18 protein-coding genes are annotated in these 24191 nt (G+C 63.4%); 11 read left to right on the forward strand and 7 right to left on the reverse strand.

The genetic code is table 11. The features are described 5' to 3' along the window. Positions 1 to 10: 10 nt before the first annotated feature. On the reverse strand, positions 11 to 835 hold the full coding sequence (locus M5B96_RS21240) for an AraC family transcriptional regulator (protein WP_248798977.1): 825 nt from the start codon (positions 833 to 835) through the stop codon (positions 11 to 13). A gap of 160 nt (positions 836 to 995) precedes the next feature. On the opposite strand from M5B96_RS21240, the gene M5B96_RS21245 reads away from it, so the two are divergent. Continuing rightward, a complete protein-coding gene (locus M5B96_RS21245) occupies positions 996 to 1820 on the forward strand; it encodes an alpha/beta fold hydrolase (protein ID WP_248798978.1) in 825 nt (274 codons plus the stop codon). A 42-nt stretch (positions 1821 to 1862) separates the two neighbouring features. Here the strand turns inward: M5B96_RS21245 and M5B96_RS21250 are convergent, their stop codons facing one another. Continuing rightward, entirely contained in the window at positions 1863 to 2768 is a 906-nt protein-coding gene (locus M5B96_RS21250) for a LysR family transcriptional regulator (RefSeq protein ID WP_248798979.1), read from the reverse strand. Between the two features lie 101 nt (positions 2769 to 2869). On the opposite strand from M5B96_RS21250, the gene M5B96_RS21255 reads away from it, so the two are divergent. Beyond that, on the forward strand, positions 2870 to 4105 hold the full coding sequence (locus M5B96_RS21255; RefSeq protein ID WP_248799025.1) for an acetylornithine transaminase: 1236 nt from the start codon (positions 2870 to 2872) through the stop codon (positions 4103 to 4105). Between the two features lie 163 nt (positions 4106 to 4268). On the opposite strand, the gene M5B96_RS21260 is transcribed toward M5B96_RS21255, so the two are convergent. Further along, a complete protein-coding gene (locus M5B96_RS21260) occupies positions 4269 to 5282 on the reverse strand; it encodes a sensor domain-containing diguanylate cyclase (protein ID WP_248798980.1) in 1014 nt (337 codons plus the stop codon). 341 nt (positions 5283 to 5623) lie between these two features. Continuing rightward, the gene (locus M5B96_RS21265) at positions 5624 to 6328 is read right to left on the reverse strand and encodes a hypothetical protein (protein WP_248798981.1); all 705 of its coding nucleotides are present in this window, start codon (positions 6326 to 6328) and stop codon (positions 5624 to 5626) included. A 354-nt stretch (positions 6329 to 6682) separates the two neighbouring features. Here M5B96_RS21265 and bcsQ point away from each other — a divergent pair, with 354 nt between their 5' ends. The 9 genes from bcsQ to M5B96_RS21310 are packed head-to-tail and all read left to right on the forward strand — an operon-like array spanning position 6683 to position 21333. Continuing rightward, a complete protein-coding gene (gene bcsQ / locus M5B96_RS21270; RefSeq protein WP_248798982.1) occupies positions 6683 to 7759 on the forward strand; it encodes a cellulose biosynthesis protein BcsQ in 1077 nt (358 codons plus the stop codon). Continuing rightward, positions 7756 to 10017 (forward strand): UDP-forming cellulose synthase catalytic subunit, encoded by a 2262-nt coding sequence (gene bcsA, locus M5B96_RS21275; protein WP_248798983.1) that lies wholly within the window; start codon positions 7756 to 7758, stop codon positions 10015 to 10017. The genes bcsQ and bcsA overlap by 4 nt, the downstream gene beginning before the upstream one ends. Beyond that, positions 10014 to 12320, forward strand: a complete 2307-nt coding sequence (gene bcsB, locus M5B96_RS21280) for a cellulose biosynthesis cyclic di-GMP-binding regulatory protein BcsB (RefSeq protein ID WP_248798984.1) — start codon at positions 10014 to 10016, stop codon at positions 12318 to 12320. The genes bcsA and bcsB overlap by 4 nt, the downstream gene beginning before the upstream one ends. Beyond that, entirely contained in the window at positions 12317 to 13498 is a 1182-nt protein-coding gene (gene bcsZ / locus M5B96_RS21285; protein WP_248798985.1) for a cellulose synthase complex periplasmic endoglucanase BcsZ, read from the forward strand. The genes bcsB and bcsZ overlap by 4 nt, the downstream gene beginning before the upstream one ends. Next, positions 13480 to 17373 carry a cellulose biosynthesis protein BcsC gene (locus tag M5B96_RS21290; protein ID WP_248798986.1) on the forward strand — a complete coding sequence of 1298 codons (3894 nt, stop codon included), beginning with the start codon at positions 13480 to 13482 and terminating at the stop codon, positions 17371 to 17373. Before bcsZ ends, M5B96_RS21290 begins: the two co-directional genes overlap by 19 nt. Before the next feature lie 19 nt (positions 17374 to 17392). Continuing rightward, the gene (locus tag M5B96_RS21295) at positions 17393 to 18079 is read left to right on the forward strand and encodes an SGNH/GDSL hydrolase family protein (RefSeq protein WP_248798987.1); all 687 of its coding nucleotides are present in this window, start codon (positions 17393 to 17395) and stop codon (positions 18077 to 18079) included. After that, positions 18076 to 18753 (forward strand): cell division protein FtsQ, encoded by a 678-nt coding sequence (locus M5B96_RS21300; RefSeq protein ID WP_248798988.1) that lies wholly within the window; start codon positions 18076 to 18078, stop codon positions 18751 to 18753. The genes M5B96_RS21295 and M5B96_RS21300 overlap by 4 nt, the downstream gene beginning before the upstream one ends. Before the next feature lie 19 nt (positions 18754 to 18772). Beyond that, positions 18773 to 20188, forward strand: coding sequence for an MBOAT family O-acyltransferase (locus M5B96_RS21305; RefSeq protein ID WP_248798989.1), 1416 nt, complete (start codon positions 18773 to 18775; stop codon positions 20186 to 20188). Then, positions 20188 to 21333, forward strand: coding sequence for an alginate O-acetyltransferase AlgX-related protein (locus M5B96_RS21310; protein ID WP_412548632.1), 1146 nt, complete (start codon positions 20188 to 20190; stop codon positions 21331 to 21333). The genes M5B96_RS21305 and M5B96_RS21310 overlap by 1 nt, the downstream gene beginning before the upstream one ends. A 78-nt stretch (positions 21334 to 21411) precedes the next feature. On the opposite strand, the gene M5B96_RS21315 is transcribed toward M5B96_RS21310, so the two are convergent. The 3 genes from M5B96_RS21315 to M5B96_RS21325 all read right to left on the reverse strand — a co-directional run bounded on the left by M5B96_RS21315 (position 21412) and on the right by M5B96_RS21325 (position 24049). Further along, positions 21412 to 22812 carry an amino acid permease gene (locus M5B96_RS21315; protein WP_248798991.1) on the reverse strand — a complete coding sequence of 467 codons (1401 nt, stop codon included), beginning with the start codon at positions 22810 to 22812 and terminating at the stop codon, positions 21412 to 21414. A gap of 222 nt (positions 22813 to 23034) precedes the next feature. Continuing rightward, complete coding sequence (locus tag M5B96_RS21320) at positions 23035 to 23271, reverse strand: hypothetical protein (RefSeq protein ID WP_248798992.1); 237 nt, start codon at positions 23269 to 23271, stop codon at positions 23035 to 23037. After that, complete coding sequence (locus M5B96_RS21325; protein WP_191486062.1) at positions 23261 to 24049, reverse strand: VacJ family lipoprotein; 789 nt, start codon at positions 24047 to 24049, stop codon at positions 23261 to 23263. The genes M5B96_RS21320 and M5B96_RS21325 overlap by 11 nt, the downstream gene beginning before the upstream one ends. Positions 24050 to 24191: the final 142 nt, after the last annotated feature.

Here is a 24191-nt window from a genome sequence, read left to right on the forward strand (position 1 = left end):
GCGCCAGCTTTTACTCGGCTGACTGTCGAGCCGACCACTCCCGGGGACTTTCGCCGATCTTGCGGCGGAAGGCCCGCGCCAACGCCGACGGGCTCTCATAGCCGACCTCATCGGCGATCAGGGCAATCGGCCGGCCCTCGCGCAAGCGCTTCTGGGCCAGGCTGACGCGCCAGCTGAGCACATAGTCTGCCGGAGTCTGGCCGACCACTTTGTGAAAGTGCGCGGCGAAGCTGGCGCGCGACATATTCGACTCCAGCGCCAGGTCCGCCACGGTCCAGGGCCGTTCCGGCTGGTTGTGCAGCATGGTCATGGCGCGGGCCAGGCGCAGGTCCGCCAGGCCCGACATCATCCCGGTGGTCATGCTGTGGTAGGCCATCATGTGCCGCAGGAACTGGATCACCATCAATTCGAACAGGCGGTTCATCACCGCTTCCCGGCCACAGTGTTCGGCGAAGGCTTCAGCGAACAGCCAGTCCAGGGTGCCCTCGAGCATGGGGACCGCCGCGAGCGGCATCACGATGGTCTCGGACAAGGCCACGGACAAGGGATTGTCGATACCGCCATCGAAACGCAACGACGCACAGACCAGTTCGGCGGCGTCGGCGTTGCAGGCGATCAGGCGGTGGGGCAGGGGGCGCGGAATCAGGATCAGGCTCGGTTCTTCGATGCGCAGCAGCTTGCCGCCGCTCTCCAGGTTGACCCGACCGCTTTTCAGCAGGTGCGCGTGTCCGCATGGCTCCAGGCCGGTGACCTCGGCCTGGCCCCGCAGGAGGCCGCTGTGAAAGGTATCGGCGGCAATGCCGAAGTGAGTGAGCAAGGTCGACAGGCGATCCATTCTTTCCCTCTCGTTAACGGCGGATTTAGACGATCTGGTGCATATCATCGACAAGAAGGCGCCATTCGTAAATAGGTTTTGCCCATCATGGCGCCACGTCCAGTGACCTGGACGCCGCCGCCTGTGGCGGGTCAACCATTTCATGCGAGAGGAAATACCGATGCAAAGGTCCCGTTTTTCCGCTGTCTCTAAACTGTTTGCCGCGCTCGCCATCGCTGCCGGAGCCTTGTCGGTGGGCTGGGTGGGTTCGGTCGCCGCCGCCGCGCAACCGGGCCAGAAAGCCACGGTAGTGCTGGTACACGGCGCCTTCGCCGAGTCGTCCAGCTGGAATGGGGTGATTGCTCGCCTGCAGGCCAAGGGGTATCCGGTGATCGCTGTCGCCAACCCGCTGCACAGCGTGAAAAGCGATTCAGACTACGTGGCCGATATCGTCGAACATACGCCAGGCCCGGTGATCCTGGTGGGGCACTCCTACGGTGGCTCGGTGATTTCCAACGCGGTCCATGGCCGGTCCAACGTCAAGGCACTGGTCTACGTTGCCGCCTTCGCTCCGGAAAAAGGCGAGACCGCGATCGAACTTTCCGGCCGTTTTCCGGGCAGCACCCTGGGCCCGACCCTGGCCCCGCCGGTGCAACTGGAAAATGGCACGGTGGATCTGTTTATCCAGCAGGACAAATTCGCCGCCCAGTTCGCCGCCGATGTCGCTCCCAAGGCTGCCGCGCTGATGGCCGCGACCCAGCGCCCGATTGCCGAAGCCGCGTTGAAGGAAGGGGCCGGCGATCCGGCCTGGAAAACCCTGCCGTCCTGGTTCATCTACGGTTCGGCGGACAAGAACATTCCCGAGGCGGCCCTGAAGTTCATGGCCGATCGCGCCGGTTCCAGGGAGACCGTGGACATCAAGGGCGCGTCCCATGTGGTGATGGTGTCCCATCCGGACAAGGTGGCGGCGATCATTGAAGACGCGGCCAAGGCCATTGCGAAATAGCACCGACCCGGTGGCGGGCCGGCCGGCTCGCCACGACAAGCCTCAGGGCTTGCCCCACTTCTCCAGCGCGAACTCCACGAAACTACGCAGCTTGGGCAGTCGGTAGCGGTCTTGCGCGTAGAGCAGGTTCATCGGCCGGCAGGGCAGTTTGTAGGTTCCCAGCAGCGGCACCAGCCTGCCTTCGCGCAGATCGTCGCGCAGCAAGGCATCCGGCAGCATCACGATGCCCATGCCGGAGAGCGCCGCCTGATAGAGCGCCGAGGAGCTGTTGATGGTCATCGGGCCGCTGACCGGTACCAGGATTTCTCCCTCCGGTCCGCTCAGGCTCCATTGTTTTTCCACCGTGCGCCAGTCGTCTCCCGCCGGGTAGGCGAAGGCCAGGCAGTCGTGATGTTCCAGATCCTGGGGGATGATCGGCGTCCCGCGCCGTTTCAGGTATGACGGCGAGGCACAGACGGTCAGCGCATAGTTTTCCAGCGGTCGGGCAATCAGCGCCGAGGGTTCGGGCGCACCCAGGCGGATCGCCGCGTCGAAGCCACTGTCGATCAGGTCTTCGCGCTGGTTGCTGAGCATCACATCCAGTTTGATCTGGGGATAACGCAGCACGAATTCGCTCAGGGCCGGGGCCAGGCGTTCGGAGCCGAAGGTCAGCGGCGCGGTGATCCGCAGGGTCCCGCTCGGCTCGCCCTGGGCCTGTTCCGCCAGGCGCTCGGAGTCGGCCACCAACCCCAGCACCTCAAGGCAACGCTGATAGTAGGTCGAGCCGAACTCGGTCAGGCGCTGACGTCGTGTCGTACGGCTGAGCAGGCTGACCCCGAGTCGTTGTTCCAGTGAGCGCAGGTGATTGCCGACCATGGTGGTGGAGAGGCCGCATTCCAGGGCGGCAGCGGTCATGCTGCCGCTTTCCACCACTTTCACGTACACCCGCATTGCCTGGAAAAGATCCATTATCAATCCCTGCTTTAAAATCATTGAAGCGCAATGGAGTTTATCCAGCTCTGGTGGCTAACGATACTGCCAGCACCACCCAATGCCTGGAGCTCGACACCATGACCGCCGCTAGCCTGATGACTACCTATCAACCGCTGGACCTGGGTTTCGTCAAGGGGCTGGGCAGCCGCCTGTGGGACCGCGAAGGGCGCGAGTACCTGGACGCGGTGGCCGGCGTCGCGGTGACCAATGTCGGTCATTCACACCCACGCCTGGTGAGTGCCATCCGCGAGCAGGCCGGCCTGCTGCTGCACACCTCCAATCTGTACAGCATCGACTGGCAGCAACAACTGGCCCGGCGCCTGGCCCAGCTCTCGGGCATGGACCGGGTGTTCTTCAACAACTCCGGCGCCGAGGCCAATGAAACGGCGTTGAAACTGGCGCGGCTGCATGCCTGGCACAAAGGTATCGAGAAACCGCTGGTGGTGGTCATGGAAAACGCCTTCCACGGGCGCACCCTGGGCACCTTGTCCGCCAGCGATGGTCCGGCGGTGCGTTTGGGCTTCCATGCGCTGCCGGGGGATTTCATCAAGGTGCCGTATGGCGACCTGGCGGTGCTGCACAGCATCGCCCACAGCCATGGCCAGCGGATCTGCGCGGTGCTGATGGAGCCGATCCAGGGCGAAAGCGGCGTGCAGCTGCCACCGCCGGGCTATTTGAAAGCCGTACGCGACCTGTGCAAAAGGCGCTCCTGGTTGTTGATGCTCGATGAGATCCAGACCGGCATCGGTCGTACCGGCCAATGGTTTGCCTGCCAGCACGAAGGCATACTCCCGGACGTGATGACCCTGGCCAAGGGCTTGGGCAATGGCATTCCCATCGGCGCCTGCCTGGCGCGGGGCAAGGCCGCCGAGCTGTTCACCCCGGGCAGTCACGGCAGCACCTTTGGCGGTAACCCGCTGGCTTGTCGGGCCGGCTGCACCGTGCTCGATATCATCGAGGAGCAGGGGCTGGTGGAGAATGCCCGGCAGCAAGGCGAGCGTTTACTGACGCGGTTGCGGACCGAGCTGGACGACTGTCCGCAGGTCCTGGCGATACGCGGGCAGGGCTTGATGATCGGCATCGAACTCCGGCAGCCGGTGCGTGACCTGGCGCTGCTCGCGGCCCGGGACCAGGGCTTGTTGATCAATGTGACCCGGGGCAAGACCATTCGCCTGCTGCCACCGCTGATTATCAATGAGCAGGAGGTCGAGATGATCGTCAAAGGGCTGTGCGGCGTATTGCAGTGGGAAAAAACCAGGGTAATAGCGAAAGGCTTACACGCTGTGCCCGCAATCGCCTCTATGAGCGTTTGAGCGGCTGCCCTAATCTAGACCCATCACTGCTGCGCAAGGATGTGCACAGGATCAGGGATGATCGACCATCGCCAGGACGGCAGCCGACAGGACGTTGGAATGGTCAAAAGAAAACCCCGCTTCGGCGGGGTTTTTTGTATGCGCAAGAAAAGCCAATGGGGTCTCAGTTGGATATCACGTTCTTGCCGGCGCCCTTGGCGCGATACAGGGCCTGGTCGGCCCGGCTCATCAGTTCGGCCATGGGCTCGTCGGCGCAACGCTCGACCACCCCGAAACTCATCGTCAGCGAACTCAGGCCCAGGGGCTTGCGTTGCTGCAGCTGCTTGCGCAGTTGTTGCGCCAGGTTCATGGCGGCGGCGAGGGGACTGTCCGGCAGGACAATCATGAATTCATCACCGCCCCAGCGCGCCAGCAGACCGGTGTCGCGCAGACAGCGCTGGAGCGTTTGCGCCACCTCGACCAGGACCCTGTCGCCGCCTTGATGTCCGTGTTGGTCATTGATCTGCTTGAAGTCATCGATATCCATGGCAATCAGCGACAGCGCCTGGCGAAAGCGCCCCGCGCGCTGGCACTCCCGCGACAGGATCTTCTCCAGGCGATAGCGGTTGGCGACCCCGGTCAGCGAGTCGCTTTCGGCCAGGCGGCGGTTTTCCTCGAGCTGGGCCTGCAACTGCTGATTGACCCGTGACAACTCGGCGGTCCGCTCGGCGACGATGGCCTCGAAGGATTGGGTCCGTACTTCGAGTTGTTCGAGCAGGCGCCGTTGGTCTTCGAGACTGCGGTGGGCGCCGATCATCCGGGCCACCGAGCCGTCGGGGTTGCGGGCGATCACGTAGCCGCGGTCTTCGATCAGGATATAGTCGCCGTTGCGGGTTCGGCAGCGGTATTCGGCGTGATAACCCAGGGTGCGTTCATTCAGGTGGTCGTCGAAATGGGCCATCACCTGTGGGTAGTCGTCGGGATGAATCACGTTCTCCCAGGTGAAGACGTTGTTCGGCAGGGTATTGGGGGAGTAGCCGAGCATCTCGTACCAGCCGGGGCTGCGGTAGACCAGGCCGGTATTGGCGTTCCAGTCCCAGACGCCATCGCTGACCAGTTCGAGGATCGCGTGTACGACGTCTTCGTTGATCTCGCCGAGTTGACTGTTCCAGGGACCACTTTTGGATGGCTCGACCATCGCTGCTCACTCCATTGGCATTGATTTCGGTGTCTCGGGCCAAAAGCGAGGACGCAAGGGTCTATGGCACGGTAATACTGTACCGTTTGTTGTGGGAAATATAGAAGTATGCTGCTCGATAGAATCCTGATTCTCAAGGGCGGGCGAGGTGTTTGGCACACCGGGGAGAACCACGCAGGCATGAGCAGCCTGGCTCATTGCGACTAACGCGGCCTTCAAGAACGCTGCGTTCCAGATCGAAGCCAAGGCAGGCCGATTCCCGGGTCCGCCCTCACCGCGACGGACCTTGAAACGCACCTGCCTCTTTTCATTCGCCGCCGCTCCCATTCAGCGGCGGATCCTCATTGCTGTACGACGCTATACCCGGCAAACGCCGTCTGCTGCTGAATCGCCGTGACGATATTCTGGCGGGTGGCCGGCTGTTCGTTACCCTCGTTGTCCACGAAGGTTTCGCTCAGCAACTCGGCCAGGTCGCCATGGCCGGCAAAGGCAAAGCCGAGGAACTCGAACGCTTCGCGGTCGGCATTGGCCTTGCTGCGCGGAGTGCGCAGCGGGAAGGTGACGCTGCTGTCGTCCTTGCTGATGATGAATACCGGCGCTTCTTTCTTGGGGCGCGTGGCCTTGCCCTTGCCGGCGCCAGGGTTGCTCAGCGCCTGGTGGGTCTGGTTCAGCACCTTGAGCGCCAAGCCATAGACCAGTTCCTGGAACGCCGGGTCGTCCTTGTAGCTGGAAAGGATCCGGCTGATCGGGAATTTCGTGCTCAGGTCCTCGAGGGCGGCGATGTCGGCCGCCTCGGCGTCCTTGAGTTGCTTGAGCTGGCCCATGAGTTCGTAGGCTTTGTCGTCGTCGAAACGGTCGTGCGCCTGACGGATCGCCAAGCGCAGTTCGCGAATCTGCTCGCTTTCTTTCGAGCTTTGAAAGGCGTCGAGGACCATCTCGCTGATGTTCTTGGCCTGGGGCGCATGCTGGGAAAGATGGATGGCGTTTTCGTATTCGCGTTTGGCGGACAAGGGTGTTACGGCTTCATCGGTATGGGAATCAGGCATCGAAATTTCGCTATTTCAGTGTCATTTAACTGGGGTAAGGCTCGAAAGGCCGGAGCATTTCAGGGCGCCTAATCTATTGGACCCACGCGCCGTTGTCACGGCTCAACCGGTCAGCGGTCTCGAAAGGGGGAAATTTACGATTTAAATGAAGGAGTTGCGCTTTAACGCCAATTTATTGGCTTTCGCCGATTTTTATTCGATAAAATCTATTGGACAACAAAATAATGACGCTATCAAATTGATACTGCTTGGGGAGGGAGCAATTCGGGAATAACCGACAATGGAATGTGCAGCTAGACGTGTGCTTGTCCCCTTACATTTGAGTTGAACCTATTTGTACGAAGGGATACCTACATGCATCGTTCAGATGACATAGCAAATCTGTTCAATCGATTTGGGGGGAGTGTCGAGAGCTACCGGGAAATCGAGCCCAGCTATGACTACATTGAAGACACGCCGCCGCCAATGCTCGAAGTCCTGGCAGCAGAGCCGCTGACCGCCAGCCTCGCTCCTCAGCCTGCTGACCCCCTGAGCGTCATCCCCACCGCGGCTGTCGGCTCCACGCCGCTGAGCCGGCTGCTGCTGGAGATCGAACAACAGCGCGGTGCTGTGTCTACCGTGGATCCTGTCGGGCAAGGGGCGCCAAAGCTCAAGGCCAAGGTGATTGTCGTGGTTTCGGCCAAGGGCGGGGTGGGCAAGAGCACCCTGGTCGCCGCCTTGGCCTGCGCGATCAAACGTTCCGGCGGGCGTACGCTCGCGCTCGACCTGGACCCGCAAAACGCCTTGTGCCTGCATCTGGGCGGCAGCGAGGAGTGGCCGGGTATCGCCCAGTCCGAGCGCGCCGATGAAGATTGGCAAGCGCTGATCCGCAAGGGGTTTTCCGATAGCTTCTGCCTGGCCTACGGCGTGGTCGGCGAAGCGCGACGGCGGAGCCTGGAACAGCAGTTGGCAAACGATCGGCTCTGGCTGAGCCGTCATCTGGCGCAGCTGGCTCTGGATGAGCAGGACACTGTGGTTATCGACACCCCGCCAGGGCCATCGGTCTACCTGGACCAGGCGCTGGAAATCGCCGATGTGGTGCTGGCGGTGACCCTCGCCGATGCGGCGGCCTACACCAGCCTCAATCAGCTGGACCGGCTACTCGCTCCCTATCTGCAACGGGAAAAACCCGGGCAATACAAAGTTGTGATCAACCAGTTGGACACGTCCCGCCAGTTCAGCCTCGATTTGTGCGAAGTGCTGAAAAAAAGAACAGGAAATCAGCTGTTGGGGGTGATCCGCCAGGATCATTTCATCAGCGAAGCCTTGGCGTACGACCGTAATCCGCTGGCGCATACCCCAAGCACCCGAGGCTGCCAGGACGTCCTCGACCTCACAGGTTCGCTGTGCGAACTGCTCATGTATGGTACGCAAGAGTCCTTTTTGTCATGACCCGCGATCCAAACCTCACGCCCCAACTCCCGGGGCGCTCGGAACTGCGCCTCAACGCTTGGCTGGAACGCTTCAACCAATGGCCGGGGGCGCTGCGCAAGGCGCTGATCCTGGGTATGTCGCTGATCGGTGGGCTGTTGCTGATCAGCATCGTCAGCGCTCCGTTGGACCTGTACAGCCAGTGCCTGTTTGCCGCGCTGTGCTTCGGCCTGGCCTTGCTGGTCAAGCGTATGCCGGGGCGTTGGCCGATCCTGTTGTTGATCGTGCTGTCACTGGTCGCCTCGTTGCGCTACATGTACTGGCGCCTGACCGAGACCCTCGGTTTCGACGGTTGGCTGGATATCGCCTTCGGCTATGGCCTGGTGCTGGCGGAGATCTACGCCCTGGTGGTACTGGTCTTCGGTTATGTGCAGACCGCCTGGCCTCTGCGTCGGCAACCGGTGCTGCTCACCGGCGACCCCAGCGAGTGGCCGACGGTGGATGTGTTCATCCCCACCTACAACGAAGCCTTGAGCATCGTGAAGCTGAGCATCTTCGCCGCTCAGGCGATGGACTGGCCCAAGGACAAGCTGCGGGTGCATGTGCTGGACGATGGCCGCCGCGACGAGTTCCGGCGGTTTTGCCAGAGCATCGGCGTCAACTACATCACCCGTGACGACAACGCCCACGCCAAGGCCGGTAACCTCAATGCCGCCCTCAAGCTGACCGATGGCGAGTACATCGCCATGTTCGATGCCGACCATGTGCCGACCCGTTCCTTCCTGCAGATCGGCATGGGCTGGTTCCTCAAGGACCCCAAGCTGGCGATGTTGCAAACACCGCACTTCTTTTTTTCCCCGGACCCGTTCGAGAAGAACCTCAAGACTTTCCGCGCCGTACCCAACGAAGGTGAGTTGTTCTACGGGTTGGTGCAGGATGGCAACGACCTGTGGAACGCCACTTTCTTCTGCGGCTCCTGCGCCATCCTGCGGCGCCAGCCATTGGAAGAAATCGGCGGCGTGGCGATTGAAACCGTCACCGAGGACGCCCACACCGCCCTCAAGCTCAACCGCGCCGGCTATAACACCGCGTACCTGGCGATTCCCCAGGCCGCGGGCCTGGCCACCGAAAGCCTGTCGCGGCATATCAGCCAGCGCATCCGCTGGGCCCGCGGCATGGCGCAGATCTTCCGCCTGGACAATCCGTTGATGGGCAAGGGCCTCAAGCTCGGCCAACGGATTTGCTACGCCAACGCCATGCTGCACTTTTTCTATGGTCTGCCGCGCCTGGTGTTCCTTACCGCGCCCCTGGCGTACCTGATCTTCGGTGCGCAGATCTTCCACGCCTCGGCGCTGATGATCACCGCCTATGTGCTGCCGCACCTGTTCCACTCGAACCTGACCAACTCCTGCATCCAGGGGCGTTTCCGCCATTCGTTCTGGAACGAGGTCTACGAGACGGTGCTGGCCTGGTACATCATGCCGCCGGTGTTGATGGCTCTGATCAAGCCCAGCTTTGGCGGTTTCAACGTTACCGACAAGGGCGGGATCATCGACCAGCAGTTCTTCGACTGGAAGCTGGCCCGGCCCTATATCGTCCTGTTGCTGCTGAACCTCACCGGCTTGGGCTTTGCCATCCACCAATGGATCTGGGGTGATCCGGCCACCGCGATCACGGTGCTGATCAACGCCCTCTGGACCCTCTACAACCTGATTATCACCAGTGCCGCCGTGGCGGTGGCCAGTGAGTCGCGGCAGATCCGCGCCGAGCCGCGGGTCAGCGCCGAGTTGCCGGTCAAGGTCGAGCTGCCCGACGGCACCCCGGTGTATGGCGTGACCCAGGACTTCTCCCAGCGCGGGCTTGGCATCAAGTTACCGGCGGGCACCACGGTCACCGCCGGCGAGCGGGTGCGGGTGACGTTGTTCCGCAACGCCGCAACCTGCGAGTTCGACACCACGGTGGTGTTCAGCAAGGGCCAGTACCTGGGCGCGCTGTTCGATCCGTTGACCCTGCGCCAACAAAGCGAGCTGGTGCGCATGACCTTCTCCCGCGCCGATACCTGGGCCACCAGTTGGGGCAGCGGCAAGCTCGATACGCCGCTGTCGGCCCTGCGCGAGGTCAGTGCCATTGGCCTGGTCGGCCTGGGCACGCTGGTCAAGGCGCTGTTGCTGCCCGCACGTCGGCGTCCTACCGATCAACAGGCGTCTGTCCGCCCGGCCCCACCGGCTAGAAAAAACGCTCCTTTGAAACCGCTCGCATCTCTTATGGACAAGTCATGACCCACACACCTTTGACCCGCCGCGCCCCGCGCAGTACTCGTCGTCCGTTCATGCTCCTGGCTTCGTCGGCACTGTGCCTGGGTGGCCTGGTCCATAACGCCTGGGCCGAGAGCGCCACGGCGGTGCCCGTGGCGTCGGCCAATGTCGCGCCGCAAGCGCCGAGCGACAACTACAGCCACAGCCTGACCCTCAAGCAACTGGGGCGCCTGGACACCATGAACCTGCAGGGCGTGGAAGCGGCCGACAGCGTCAGTTTCAACATCCGCGCCGACGAGGTGGTCAACAGTGCGCAATTGTTGCTGCGCTACAGCTACTCGCCGGCCTTGCTGGCCGACCTGTCGCAGATCAACGTGCTGGTCAACGATGAAGTGGCCGCCAGCCTGGCGCTGCCCAAGGACGGTGCCGGCAAGCCGCAAGAACAGGTGGTGAATATCCCGGCGCACCTGATCACCGAGTTCAACCGCCTGCGCCTGCAATTTATCGGGCACTACACCATGCAGTGCGAGGATCCGCAGCACAGCAGCCTGTGGGCCAAGATCAACAACAGCTCCGAACTTGAGCTCAACGTATCGCCGATTGCGCTCAAGGACGATTTGTCGATCCTGCCGCTGCCGTTTTTCGATCGTCGCGACTCGTTGCCCTTGAACCTGCCTTTCGTGTTTGCCAAGGCGCCGGATCACGCCGCCCTGGAAGGGGCCGGCGCGCTGTCGTCATGGCTCGGCGCCCTGGCCGCTTATCGCGGCGCCAGCTTCACCGGTAACGTCGGGCAACTGCCGGCCAAGGGCAACGCCATTGTCCTGGTCGAGAGCCAGGACGCGGTGCAATTGGGCGCCCTGGCGATTCCCGCGCCGAAGGGACCGACGGTGACCCTGGTGACCCACCCCGGCGATCCCCACGGCAAGCTCCTGATCGTCGCCGGTCGCGACGCCGCCGAACTCAAGCTCGCGGCCTCGGCCGTGGCCCTCGGCAGCAAGGCGCTGGTGGGTAACAGCGTGGTGATCGAGCGTCTGGACTCGCTCAGCCCGCGCAAACCTTATGACGCGCCGAACTGGCTGCCGTCCGATCGACCGGTCAAGCTCGGCGAACTACTCGATCCCAAGCTGCTCAGCGTCTCCGGCTACAACCCGGGTTCCATCACGGTGCCGTTGCGCCTGCCGCCGGACATGTTCAACTGGCGTGAGGAGGGCGTACGGCTGGACCTGAAGTACCGCTACACGCCGCAGCAGGAGTCGAGCAATTCGGCTTTGCTGGTGAGCCTGAACAACACTTTCATGAAGTCGATGCCGCTGCCTTCGATGAAGAGCCTGGGCGGTGGCGAAAGCCTGCTGAGCCTGCTGCAGAAGGATGAAAGCCTGCCCCGCGAAGCCGTCGTACGTATCCCCCTGGGGTCCGCCGGCGCGCAGTCGCAATTGCAATTGCGGTTCATGTTCGACTACATCAAGCAGGGCGAATGCCGCGACATCATCATCGACAACATGCGCGGCCTGGTCGATCCGGATTCGACCCTCGACCTGAGCGGCTACAACCACTACATCGCCTTGCCGAACCTTGGTGTGTTCAACGACAGCGGCTTCCCGTTCACCCGCCTGGCCGACCTCTCGCAGAGCGCCGTGGTGCTGCCCGACGGCAGCGGGCCGGCGGAGTGGGGCGCCTACCTGACCGTGCTCGGGCGCTTCGGCGACTCCACCGGTTACCCGGCGACGGCCGTGCAGGTGGTGGATGCCGCGCAGGTGCAGTCGGTCAGTGACAAGGACCTGTTGGTACTGGCCTCGGGCGACAACCAGCCTTTGCTCAAGCAGTGGATCGAGCGCTTGCCGGCCGCTGTCTCGGGCGACAATCATCGCTTCTCGTTGTCCGACCTGACCTTGCGCGTGCGCCAGTGGATCAGCCCGGACCCGGCGGCCAACCAGCGCAAGCCGACCTTGGACGTGAGCTACACCGGCCCGCGCAGCAGCACCTACCTGGCCGGTTTCGAATCGCCGCTCAAGCCCGGTCGCAGCGTGGTGGTGATTGCCAGCGGCAGGCCCGAAGGGTTGGCCGAAGCCACCGCCGCGATGATCGGCGGCGACGCCTACAAGGACAGCCTCCAGGGCAGCCTGGCGGTAGTGCAGGGCACACAGATCACTTCGCTGGTGGCCGACGAGCAGTATTACGTCGGTGAGTTGAACCTGTTCAAGCGCGTGCAATGGCTGCTGTCGCAGAACATGCACTGGATGCTGCTGGTAACCGTGCTGGGCCTGTTGTTGGTGGCCAGCTTGCTGTTCCTGTTCCTGCGTGCCCGTGCGAAGAAGCGTCTGTCATGATCCGGCGTCGACTGTTGTTGTCCCTGGCACTGTTGCTGCCGTTGGCTGCGCAGGCCGAGTCCTGCTCGTTGCAGAACTGGCCGTTGTGGAAAAACTACGCCGAGCGTTTCGTGCAGAAGGACGGGCGCATGCTCGGTTCGAGCATGGACCCCAACCAGAGCAGTTCCGAAGGCCAGGCCTACGGCATGTTCTTCGCCCTGGTCGGCAACGATCCGCTGACCTTCGAGGAGCTCTGGCACTGGACCCGCGACAACATGGCCGGGGCCGATATCGCGCGGAACCTGCCTGGCTGGTTGTGGGGCCCGACCAGCAGAGGCACCTGGGGCGTGCTCGACACCAACTCGGCCAGCGATGCCGACCTCTGGATCGCTTACTCGCTGCTGGAGGCCGACCGCCTGTGGCACAAACCCGAATACCGCAGCGACGCCCAGCGGATCCTGAACAACCTGGACAAGACCCTGGTGCGCAACATCCCGGGCCTGGGCAAGATGCTCTTGCCGGGCCCGGTCGGCTATGAGCACCCGGATCAGCTCTGGCGTTTCAATGCCAGCTATACACCGATCCCGCTGCTGCGCCGCTTCAGCCAGGAGAGCCCGTCCGGGGCCTGGAAGGAGATCGCCGAAAGCACCGCGAAGATGATCGCCGACAAGAACATGAACCGCTTCGGCTTCGTCCCCGACTGGGTCGGTTACCGGGGGACGGACGTCAACAAGGGCATGTTCGTGGTCGACAAGTTCACCTCGGCCCAGGGCAGCTACGACGCCATCCGCACCTACCTGTGGGCCGGCCTGACCTCGCCCGCCGATCCGCTGGCCAAGCCGATCCTCGACAACCTCGACGGCATGGCCCAGTCCGTCGCCTCCACCGGCGTACCGCCGGAAAAGGTCCAGGTCGTCACGGGCGTCACCGAGGGCATCGGCCCGTACGGTTTCTCCGCATCCCTGGTGCCCTACCTGCGGGCCAAGGGCCTGCCGCTGCTGGCCGACCAGCAGCAGCGCATCGTCGACGAAGCCCTCGCGCACTACAGCAATCCGGCCGATCCGGCCTACAGCCAGCACCAGTATTACCACGTGATGTTGAGCCTGTTCTCACTGGGCTGGACTGAAAAACGTTATCAGTTCAACAAGGACGGTACCTTGAAAGTGTCCTGGGAGGCTCCATGCGCCAGCAAACCCTAGCCCTGGCGGTCTGTGCCGCGCTGGCCACCATGCCCGGCCTGGCCGCCGAGATCGGCAACCCGCAATCGCTGCTGATCCAGCAGGGTTACTATTGGCAGGCCAAGGAACATCCGGACCGGGCCGCGGAGGCCTGGAGCAAGCTGTTGAGCCTGGCCCCCGAGCAACCCGACGCGCTCTATGGCCTGGGCCTGATCGACCTGCAACACAAGCGCCTGGACGGTGCCCGCCAGTACCTGGCGCGGCTGCAGGCGATCAAGCCGCTGCCGCGCCTGGCCTTGCAGTTGGAGCAGGACATTGCCCTGAGCCCGGACGACAAGCAGCAGTTGCTGGAAAAGGCCCGCGAACTGAGCGATGCCGACCAGCGCGACAAGGCGGTGGCGGTGTACCGGCAACTGCTCGACGGCCGTCAGCCGCAAGGACTGATCGCCCGTGAGTACTACAACACCCTGGGGTTTGCCACCGGCGGCTGGCCCGAGGCCCGCGTGGGCCTGGAGCGGCTGCGCCGGGAACGTCCCGACGACGCGATCCTCGACCTGTTCCTGGCCCTGCACCTGGCGCGCAACCCCGATAGTCGCCCGGAAGGGATCCGAGCCCTGGCGCGTCTGTCGCACAACCCGGATATCGGTGGTAATGCCGACGAAACCTGGCGTTTCGCCTTGCAGTGGCTGGGGCCGCCGTCCCGCGATCAGGTGTCGTTGTTCCAGCAGTATTTGCAGGCGCACCCGGACGATAGCGAGATCCGCGCGCTGATGGACAAGGGTATCGCCCAGGGCCGTGGCGGTGCCGGCTGGCAGCGCGACCCGCAGGTGGCCCGTGGTCTCAAGGCCCTCGATGCCGGCGATATCGGCGCTGCCGAACAGGCCTTGCAGGCTCGTCTCAAGGAGCGTCCCAACGATTACGACGCCCTCGGTGGCATGGGGATCGTGCGCCAGCAACAGAAGCGTCTGGGCGAGGCCGAAAGCTACCTGGTGCAAGCCACCCGCCTGCCGGGTGGCGCACAGTGGAACGCGGCCCTCGACGACGTGCGTTACTGGATCCTGCTGGACCAGGCCGGCGATGCCCAGCGCGCGGGGCGGCAGACCCAGGCCCGCGCACTGATCGAACAGGCGATCGCCAAGAATCCAGCGGAACCGGCCGGCCCCACGGCCCTGGCCAACTGGCAGGCCCAGGCCGGGCAACTGGATGCCGCCGAAGCCGGTTACCGTCAGGTGCTGGCGCGCACGGCGAACTATCCGGAGGCCCTCGCCGGCTTGATCAATGTGCTGTCACGGGCGGGCAAGTCCGATGAGGCCTTGCGCCTGATCGACGGCCTGTCGGCGGCGGACCAGGCGCGCCTGGCGCCCACGGTGAAAATCCGCGCCCTGCGGGCCATCCAGGTGGCCAAGCTGGCCGAACGTCGCGGCGATCTGGCGGCGGCGCAAAAGGCCTACAAGGAAGCCCTGGCCGACGATCCGAAAAATCCCTGGACGCGTTTTGCCCTGGCCCGCGTCTACCTGCGCGACGGCCAGACCCAGGTGGCCCGGGACCTGATCGACGAACTGCTCAAGCAGCAACCCGACCAGCCCGACGCGCTCTACACCAGTACCTTGCTCTCGGCCGAGCTGGGTGAGTGGACCAAGGCCCAGCGCACCTTGGCGCGGATTCCTGCGAGCAAGCGCAGCAGCGACATGAATGAGATGGAGCTGGATATCCGCCTGCACATCCAGACCGAGTTGGCCGTGGATGTGGCCCGCCGTGGCCAGCGCCAGGAAGCCTGGGCGTTGCTGGCGCGCTGCGAACCGCTGGCCGGGCAGAAGCCGGAGCGTGTCGCCGTACTGGCGACCGCCTATGCCGAAGCCGGCAACCCGCAGCAGGGCGTGAGCCTGATGCGCCAGGTGCTCGAGCGCTTGCCGTCGACCCCCGACCTGCAATTGCTTTATGCCGGGGTGCTGCTCAAGGCCGACCAGGATGCCCAGGCCAGCGAGATCCTGCGGGACTTGCAGGGCAAGCCGATGACCGAGATCGCGAGCAAGCGCTATGAAGACCTGTTGTTCCTCTACCGGGTCAAGCAGGCTGATGAGTTACGCGAAAAGAACGACCTGGTGGCAGCCTTCGACATGCTTTCGCCGGCCCTCAAGCAGCGGCCCAACGATAGCCAGGCGGTGTCGTCGCTGGCGCGCATGTATGCCGCCAGCGGCAATACGCAAAAGGCCCGGGAGCTCTATGAGCCGTTGATCAAGGCCGATCCGGGCAACGCCAGATTGCAGCTGGGCCTGGCCGATGTCGCCCTGCAAGGGCGCGACTTCGACCTGGCCGAGCAATCGGTGAAAAAGGCTCTTGAACTGGAGCCCGGGGTACCGCAGACCCTGACCGCTTCCGCGCGGATCTATCGCGGCATGGGCAAGACCGGCGAGGCCGGCAAGCTACTGCGCAAGGCCATCGAGATCGAAGACAGCCAGCGCCAGGAGATCTACGTGGCGGCGGCTCCGCAAGCCTCGACGCAGTCGGCCAATCCCTTTGTCGGTCTGCCCGGGCAGCGCCAGCAGGTGACCGCTTTGGCATCGTCGAACCTGGTCCCGCCGCCGATCAATGCCCCGGTCGTCGGCCTGGGGGCGGGCCTGGGCAGTGGCGACGGTGACGCAGTACCGACGGCTGTGGAACGCCGGACCGGCGTCGCGGCCGCGGCCAATCCGTTCGGCAATGTCTATGCCCGCGAAAGCACCTCGCGCCCGGCGTTGAGCCCGGCTCAGCAAGCCTTGAACGAGATCGTCGAAGACCGTAGCGGTTATGTCGTTCAGGGTCTGAGCGTGCGTAGCAACAATGGCGAAAAAGGCCTGAGCAAACTGACGGACGTCGAGACCCCCTTCGAGGTCAGCGTGCCGGTGGGCGATAACAGCGCCAGCATGGCGTTGCAGATCACCCCGGTGTCGTTGTCCGCCGGCAGTCCTAGTGACCCGGCCCAGGCGCGTTTCGGGGCCAGCGGCTTGGACCCGGTCGGCTCGCAGAACGCCAACGGGGTCGGTGTGGCCGTGGCCTATCGGGACAAGGAGCAAGGCCTCAAGGCGGACCTCGGCGTCAGTCCGGTGGGGTTCCTCTACAGCACACCGATTGGCGGTGTCAGCCTCAATCGGCCGTTCGACGGCAACTCCGACTATCGCTACGGCGTGAGTGTGTCGCGCCGGGCGGTCACTGACAGCGTGACCTCCTTTGCCGGCTCCCGCGATTCGCGTACCGGCGACAAGTGGGGTGGTGTCACGGCCAACGGCGTGCGTGGCGAACTGAGCTACGACGACCAGCAGGTTGGTGCCTACGGCTATGGTTCGGCGCACGTACTGTCGGGCAACAACGTTGAGTCGAACAACCGCTTCGAACTGGGCAGCGGTATCTACTGGTACCTGCGCAATGCTCCCGACAGCATCCTCACCCTGGGCCTGAGCGGTTCGGCACTGACCTATGCCAACAACCAGGACTTCTTCACCGTTGGCCACGGCGGTTATTTCAGCCCGCAAAGCTTCTTCGCCCTGGGCGTGCCGATCAGTTGGTCGCAACGCACCGAACGCTTCACCTACCGGGTCAAAGGCTCGGTGGGCGTCCAGCATATCGGCCAGGACAGTGCCGAGGTCTTCCCCGGCAACAGCGATCTGCAACCACGGGCCACGGCTGCCGGGCTCACCGGCTACGGCAGCGAGAGCAAGACCGGCGTCGGCTACAGCTTGAATGCGGCCGGCGAATACAAGTTCGGTTCGAGCTTCTTCCTCGGTGGCGCGCTGGGCGTGGACAACGCCAGCGATTACCGCCAGCTCAGCGGCGGCCTGTACCTGCGCTACACCTTCGAGGACATGACCGGGCCGATGGCCCTGCCAGTCAGCCCTTTCGGCTCCCCTTATTCGAATTGATGCAACGAGGAAATGATCCATGGCTTCTTCCGTACTGGCTGGTTTGACCTTGCTCGTGATTGGCGAAAGCCACATGAGTTTTCCCGACTCGCTGATGAACCCGCTCTATGACAACCTGACCCAGCAAGGCGCCCAGGTTCACGCCATCGGTGCCTGCGGCGCCAACCCGGCGGACTGGGTCACTCCCAAGCTGAAACTCGATTGCGGGGCGACTCGCGAGCCGGGCGAGAAGATCAAGGTGATGAGCCGCGGGACCCTCGACACGCAGCCGATCAAGGACGTGATCGCCAAGGACAAACCGGACCTGGTGGTGCTGATCATGGGCGACACCATGGCCTCCTATAAGACCACGCCGTTTCCCAAGGTCTGGGCCTACCAGAGCGTCACCGCGCTGACCAAACAGATCGCCGACAGCGGTGCCAAGTGCGTGTGGGTCGGCCCGGCATGGGGCAAGGCCAATGGCAGCAACACCAACGAAAACCAGTACGGCAAGAACCAGGTTCGGACCCAATTGGTGGCGGGCACCCTGGCCAATATGGTCGCGCCGTGCACCTATATCGACTCGACGAAGTTCTCCAAGCCTGGCGAGTGGACCACTTCCGACGGCCAGCACTTCACCATCGCCGGCTACAAGTCCTGGGCGGCGGCCATCGGTAAATCATTGAACGAACTGCCCGCCGCGGCCGTGAAAGGAGCTACAAAGTGAAACGGATTTTCAAAGCCGTCGGCACCCTGGCCGGCCTGGCCCTGAGCGCCAGCGCCTTCAGCGGACCGATTGCCCTGTATCCCACCGGCCCGTCCCAGGACTCGGCCTACCTGCGTTTCGTCAACGCGGCCGAGACCACCCTGGAGCTGACGCCCGAAGGGGCGAGCAGCAGCCTGAAGCTGGAACATGGCCAGGCGGTCAGTGGCTTTATCCCGGTATCCGGTGGCCAGCCGATCAAGGGCACCCTGAGCCGCGACGGCAAAAGCGTGGCATTGGACGTGAAGGTCAATGCCGGCGATTTCGCCACGGTGTTCGCCCTGGCGGATGCACAGCAGGGCATCCGCCAAGTGGTGCTCAGCGAGGCCTTCGATATCCCCAACCAGCTCAAGGCCTCGCTGGCGTTCTTCGACGCCGACCCGACGTGCAGCAATGCGCGGGTCAATCTGGCCGGACGTGATGTCGACCTGTTCCAGAAGGCGCCCGCCGGCAACCCGCGGCGCCAGGAACTGAACCCTCGGTCGTCGCTGGCGGTGCAGTTGGTCTGCGCCGGCAACCCGGTGGGGGCGGCGGTCGAGCTCGGCGCATTGGAGGCGAACAAACGCTACAGTTTGTTATTACTGCCTTCGTCGACGGGGCCGCGCCTGATTACCGCCACGGATAGCTTGTCCAACTGAATCGGAAGCGCCCGTTGCCATGGTCTTCGCCTCGCTTGAATTCCTGACGCTGTTCCTGCCAGCCTTTCTGCTGGTCTATGCGCTGGCCCGACCGGGCTGGCGCAACGTCATCCTGCTGCTCGGCAGTTGGCTGTTCTACGGCTGGCTGAGCCCGCTGTTCCTGTTCCTGCACATGCTGCTGACCCTGCTGGCCTGGATCGGCGGCCTGCTGGTGGAGCGCTCGCGGGAGGACTCGCGAGGGCGGATACGGCTGCTGGTCGCGCTGATCGTGATCAACACCGCGGTGCTCTGCTGGTACAAGTACGCGAACATCCTCGCCGTGACCTGGAACCAGTTGATCACCTATTACGGCGCCATGCCCATGGCCTGGCAGCGGGTGGCGTTGCCGGCGGGGTTATCGTTCATCGTCCTGCAGGCGATTTCCTACCTGGTGGATGTGCACCGGCATGTGGTGCCGGTGGAGCGCAGCTTCATCAACTACGCCACCTACATCTCCATGTTCGGCCATTCGATCGCCGGGCCCATCATTCGTTATGACTGGGTCCGCCGGGAACTGAACCAACGCTATTTCAACTGGTTCAATTTTTCCCTGGGCGCGCGCCGGTTCATGATCGGCCTGTGCATGAAAGTGCTGGTGGCCGACACCTTGTCGCCATTGGTCGACGTGGCGTTCCATTTGGACAACCCGTCCTTTGTCGATGCCTGGATCGGTTGCCTGGCGTATTCGCTGCAACTGTTCTTCGACTTTGCCGGTTACAGCGCCATGGCCATCGGCCTCGGACTGATGCTCGGCTTTCACTTCCCGGAAAACTTCAACCGCCCATACCTGGCCTACAGCATCCAGGATTTCTGGCGGCGCTGGCACCTGTCGTTGTCCAGCTGGCTGCGCGACTACCTTTACATCGCCCTGGGTGGCAATCGCAAGGGCGTGTGGAAAACCTATCGCAACCTGTTCCTGACCATGGCCATCGCCGGGCTCTGGCATGGCGGCGACAGCTGGAACTACCTGCTCTGGGGCTCGGCCCATGGCGTGGCGCTGTGCGTCGACCGTGCCTGGTCGCGTTCCAGCCTGCCGGGGTTGCCGCTCTGGGCCTGTCATGTCGCCACGCTGTTGTTCGTGTGCCTGGCCTGGACGTTGTTCCGTGCCCCGGACTTCGCCACAGCGCTGAGCATGTATGGCGGCCAGTTCGGCCAGCACGGTTTTGCCCTCGGTGATGCCCTGGCCGTGACCCTGCGCCCGGTGCACGGACTGGCGGCGCTGCTGGGGCTGGCGTGCATTCTCGCGCCGCTGTTGCAACCGCGTGTGGAAAAACGCTTCGCGGGCCACGAGCTGTTCGTGTTGGCCGCGGCCCTTTGGCCTGTGCTCGGGTTCATGCTGTCGTTCGCTCTGATCGCCAGCCGTGAAGCCGTGCCCTTTCTATACTTTCAATTCTAATGAACCAGCCAACGCAATCCCCGTCCGTTGCCCCTACGCCGCCCAGCGCGCTGGCCATGCGCGCCAGTCCCCTGGCGGGCCTGGTCTTCACCCTGTTCCTGGCGCTGGGGGCCTTGTCCTGCGTCTGGTTGATGATCAAGGGCTCGATCGAATTCGTGCCCAAGGTGGTGACGCCGGACATCCTCCTGCATGGCGAGATCACCCATCGTTTCGCCAAGACACTGTCGGATGCGCCGCTGCCCAAACAGGCTGCTGACCTTGAGCGCGGCGGCAGTTGGTTGATCGACGGCGACCTCGGGTCACGGGTGCGCGAGGGTTGCCCGGACTGGTTGTTCCTGAGTGACGAGCTGCGCCTGAACCGCAACGCGGCGGCCAATGCCCAGGCCAAGGCGCAGGCGGTGCTTGATTTACGCCAGGCGTTGAGCCGGCGAGGTATCGAGTTGCTGGTGGCGGTGGTGCCGGACAAGAGCCGAATTGCCGCGACGCAACTCTGTTCGCTCAGGCGCCCGGCTGCATTCCAGCCACGGATTGCCGCCTGGTTGACCGGGCTGCAAGGCGCGGGCGTGGCGGCGGTGGATCTGACGCCGAACTTGCAGGCCCTGGGCGAGGGCGCTTTCCTGCGCACCGACACCCACTGGAGCGAGGCCGGGGCAAGGGCGGCGGCGGGGCGGATTGCCGAGGCGGTCGCGGCCTTGAAGTTCACGGTAACGCCGCACAAGACCTATGAGCTGAGTACCCAACCCGATGCTGTGCGCCCTGGGGACCTGGTGCGCCTGGCGGGGATCGACTGGTTGCCGTTGGCGTTGCAGCCCAAGGCCGAGAGCGTCGCGGCGACACAGGTCAAGGAGAAGGCTGACGCGGCGGCAGGTGAGAACCTTGATGATCTGTTTGGTGACGACAATCTGCCGAACACCGCGTTGATCGGCACGTCGTTCTCGCGCAACTCGAATTTTGTCGGTTTCCTGGAGGCGGCGGTGGGGGCTCCGGTAGGCAATTTTGCCAAGGATGGCGGCGAGTTTTCCGGGGCGGCGAAGGCCTACTTCGACAGCCCGGCATTCAAGCAGACACCACCGAAGTTGCTGATCTGGGAGATTCCGGAGCGGGATCTGCAGACCCCCTATGACGGCAATGTGCGTTTGCCTTGATCGGGATATCAACGCGGTTTGTCAGACCGCGTTGCCTGTATTACCAGCAAACCGACTTACATGGCAGGGGTTCATTCTTCAGCTGACTGTGCGCACCCGGCCCTTGGCCAGCCGCAGCCGATACAGCCCATAGATGAACAACACCCACACCGGCATCACATACACCGACACGCTGATCCCCGGAATCATCAGCATCACGCCCAGGATCAGCGCGACGAAGGCCAGGCACAGGTAGTTGCTGAACGGGGTCCAGAAGGCCTTGAAGCCCGGCACCACGCCTTGTTGCTCCATGGCCTTGCGGAATTTCAGGTGGGTCAGGCTGATCACGATCCAGTTGATGATCAACGAAGCCACCACCAGCGCCATCAACAGCTCCAGGGCTTCATGCGGTGCCACGTAGTTGACCACCACGCACAACAGGGTCACCAGGGCCGAGACCCCGATGGCCCGTACCGGTACGCCCTGTTTGTTCAGCTTCATCAGCGATTTCGGCGCGTCGCCTTGCTCGGCCAGGCCGAACAGCATGCGGCTGTTGCAGTACACGCCGCTGTTGTAGACCGACAGGGCGGCGGTCAGCACCACCACGTTGAGGATCTGCGCCGCCGTGTCGCTGCCGATCAGGGCGAAGATCTGCACGAACGGGCTGCCGCTGTAGGCGTCGCCGGAAGCGCCGAGGGTGGTCAGCAACTGGTCCCACGGGTACAGCGACAACAGCACGGTGAGGGCGCCGACATAGAAGATCAGGATCCGCAACACCACCTGGTTGATCGCCTTGGGGATCACCTTGCGCGGCTCGCTGGCCTCGGCGGCGGTGATGCCCACCAGTTCCAGGCCACCGAAGGAAAACATGATGAAACACAGCGCCATCAGCAGGCCGCTGAAACCGTTGGGGAAGAACCCGCCATGGCTCCACAGGTTGCTGACCGAGGCTTGCGGGCCTCCGGTACCGCTGATCAGCAGGTAGCAACCGAGGGCGATCATGCCGATGATCGCCACCACCTTGATGATCGCGAACCAGAATTCGGTTTCGCCGAACACCTTGACGTTGGTCAGGTTGAGCAGGTTGACCAGCACGAAGAACACCGCCGCGCTGACCCAGGACGGCACATCGGGCCACCAGAACTGCACGTATTTGCCGACGGCCGTGAGTTCGGCCATGCCCACCAGCACATAGAGCACCCAGTAGTTCCAGCCGCAGAGAAAGCCCGCGTAGCCGCCCCAGTATTTATGGGCGAAGTGGCTGAACGAGCCGGCCACCGGTTCCTCGACGATCATCTCGCCGAGCTGGCGCATGATCAGGAACGCGATGAAACCGCAGATCGCATAACCGAGGATCATCGCCGGGCCCGCGGACTTGAGCACACCGGCAGACCCCAGGAACAACCCGGTACCAATGGCCCCACCCAGGGAAATCAGCTGGATATGGCGGTTTTTCAGGCCGCGCTTGAGCAAACCCGGTGTCAGGTTTTCACCCGTCATTGCTTCACCTTCTCTAGTTTTTCTTCTCGGTGTCGACCTGAGCGGGCCAGGCGTGCAACCGGTACTGATGCTCGACATAAGCGGCGTGGATATTAAATCCCGAAGGTGCGGGGCTCAAGTATTACGCGGGTTCGAGGGGGAAATAGAGAAGAAGCTGTAGGAGCGGGGCAGGCCTCGCGGAGGCCGGGTTCACACGTCGAGGCCGATGGGAAGGGCGCCAGGTCAGGCGCCGTGCTCCGCCCGTTGGACCAGCCAGCGCAGTGCATCGTCCATCGGCACCTGGTAATGCCGTTCGACCGATTGCGAACCCTGGGGGCTGTAATGCTCGGTATAGCGGCTGAGGATCAGGTGGCGTCGGTCCTCTGATAGCCGCAGGCTGACTTCATGGCAGAACAGGTCGCTGCCGGCGGGTTTGCTCAGCCGTTGCTCGAGGATCAAGGCCCGCTGTTCAGAAGCCATCCTGGGCGGCTCCCTGGCAGCGGTCTTTTTCCGGCTGGGTGCTGCCCTGCTTGCCTTCCTGGACGAAAGCCGCGCGATGTTCGGCGACCACGTTACGCAGTGCGCTGTAGTAGTCCGGCAGTTTTTGCAGGCTGTCGGTGAGTGGCAGCAGTTCGGCGCGCTGGTCGATCACTCCGCCGACCAGGTTGACCGTCGCCAGGGTCTCGACAGTGTCGCTGTTGCTGCCGAAGGGGTTGAAGGCCAGGCCGAGCACGCGTCCGGCGGCGTCGCGGGCGTTGCCGGTGCCCAGCAGCGGCAGTTCGACGATGGGACCGTTGCCGATGCCCCAGACGCCAAAGGTCTGGCCGAAGTCGGCGGTGTGGCGGGGGATGCCCATCCGATCCGAGACGTCGAACAGCCCCACCACGCCGAGGGTGGTGTTTACGGTAAAGCGGCCCACGGTAGTGGCCGAACGCTTCAGGTTGCCTTGCAGCAGGTCGTTGACAAAGACCTTGGGTTCGCCAAAGTTGCTGGTGAAGTTATGCACACCCTGCTGGAAAACATTCGGCAGGTAGCGATAGCCCCGGGCCACGGGCGCCAGGGCATAGTCGTCGAGCGCCTTGTTGAAGGCGAAAATCCCCCGGTTGACCCGCTGGGCCGGGTCGAACACCGGATAGTCGACTTGCGCGCAACTGGCGCTCGCCGGCGGTGTCTGGCTGCTGCAGCCAGCCAGGTACGAAACGGTCAGCAACAGCGCGGCGTGACGGAACATGGCGGGCGAACACTTGAGCGGCGGCATGGGCAAGCAATCTCTGCGGAATAAGGATGGCTGATGCTGGCAGCCGCGCCTTGCGCAAAGATGTCTGCTTTATTGCCGCGCCGACGGTTTGTTACCGCGTTGAAATATATGACGAAGCGCGGCGAATGGTTTTAGATGGGGC

This window comes from Pseudomonas sp. MWU13-2105 (assembly GCF_023242315.1).
Lineage (GTDB): Bacteria > Pseudomonadota > Gammaproteobacteria > Pseudomonadales > Pseudomonadaceae > Aquipseudomonas.

Coding starts and splice junctions, on each gene's coding strand:
- M5B96_RS21320 (WP_248798992.1), bottom strand. CDS start 23,271: ATGGCTTCTGAACAGCGGGCCTTGATCCTCGAGCAACGGCTGAGCAAA.
- M5B96_RS21295 (WP_248798987.1), top strand. CDS start 17,393: ATGGCTTCTTCCGTACTGGCTGGTTTGACCTTGCTCGTGATTGGCGAA.
- M5B96_RS21305 (WP_248798989.1), top strand. CDS start 18,773: ATGGTCTTCGCCTCGCTTGAATTCCTGACGCTGTTCCTGCCAGCCTTT.
- bcsZ (WP_248798985.1), top strand. CDS start 12,317: ATGATCCGGCGTCGACTGTTGTTGTCCCTGGCACTGTTGCTGCCGTTG.
- M5B96_RS21255 (WP_248799025.1), top strand. CDS start 2,870: ATGACCGCCGCTAGCCTGATGACTACCTATCAACCGCTGGACCTGGGT.
- M5B96_RS21290 (WP_248798986.1), top strand. CDS start 13,480: ATGCGCCAGCAAACCCTAGCCCTGGCGGTCTGTGCCGCGCTGGCCACC.
- M5B96_RS21260 (WP_248798980.1), bottom strand. CDS start 5,282: ATGGTCGAGCCATCCAAAAGTGGTCCCTGGAACAGTCAACTCGGCGAG.
- bcsA (WP_248798983.1), top strand. CDS start 7,756: ATGACCCGCGATCCAAACCTCACGCCCCAACTCCCGGGGCGCTCGGAA.
- M5B96_RS21250 (WP_248798979.1), bottom strand. CDS start 2,768: ATGGATCTTTTCCAGGCAATGCGGGTGTACGTGAAAGTGGTGGAAAGC.
- M5B96_RS21265 (WP_248798981.1), bottom strand. CDS start 6,328: ATGCCTGATTCCCATACCGATGAAGCCGTAACACCCTTGTCCGCCAAA.
- M5B96_RS21325 (WP_191486062.1), bottom strand. CDS start 24,049: ATGCCGCCGCTCAAGTGTTCGCCCGCCATGTTCCGTCACGCCGCGCTG.
- bcsQ (WP_248798982.1), top strand. CDS start 6,683: ATGCATCGTTCAGATGACATAGCAAATCTGTTCAATCGATTTGGGGGG.
- M5B96_RS21245 (WP_248798978.1), top strand. CDS start 996: ATGCAAAGGTCCCGTTTTTCCGCTGTCTCTAAACTGTTTGCCGCGCTC.
- M5B96_RS21240 (WP_248798977.1), bottom strand. CDS start 835: ATGGATCGCCTGTCGACCTTGCTCACTCACTTCGGCATTGCCGCCGAT.
- bcsB (WP_248798984.1), top strand. CDS start 10,014: ATGACCCACACACCTTTGACCCGCCGCGCCCCGCGCAGTACTCGTCGT.
- M5B96_RS21315 (WP_248798991.1), bottom strand. CDS start 22,812: ATGACGGGTGAAAACCTGACACCGGGTTTGCTCAAGCGCGGCCTGAAA.
- M5B96_RS21310 (WP_412548632.1), top strand. CDS start 20,188: ATGAACCAGCCAACGCAATCCCCGTCCGTTGCCCCTACGCCGCCCAGC.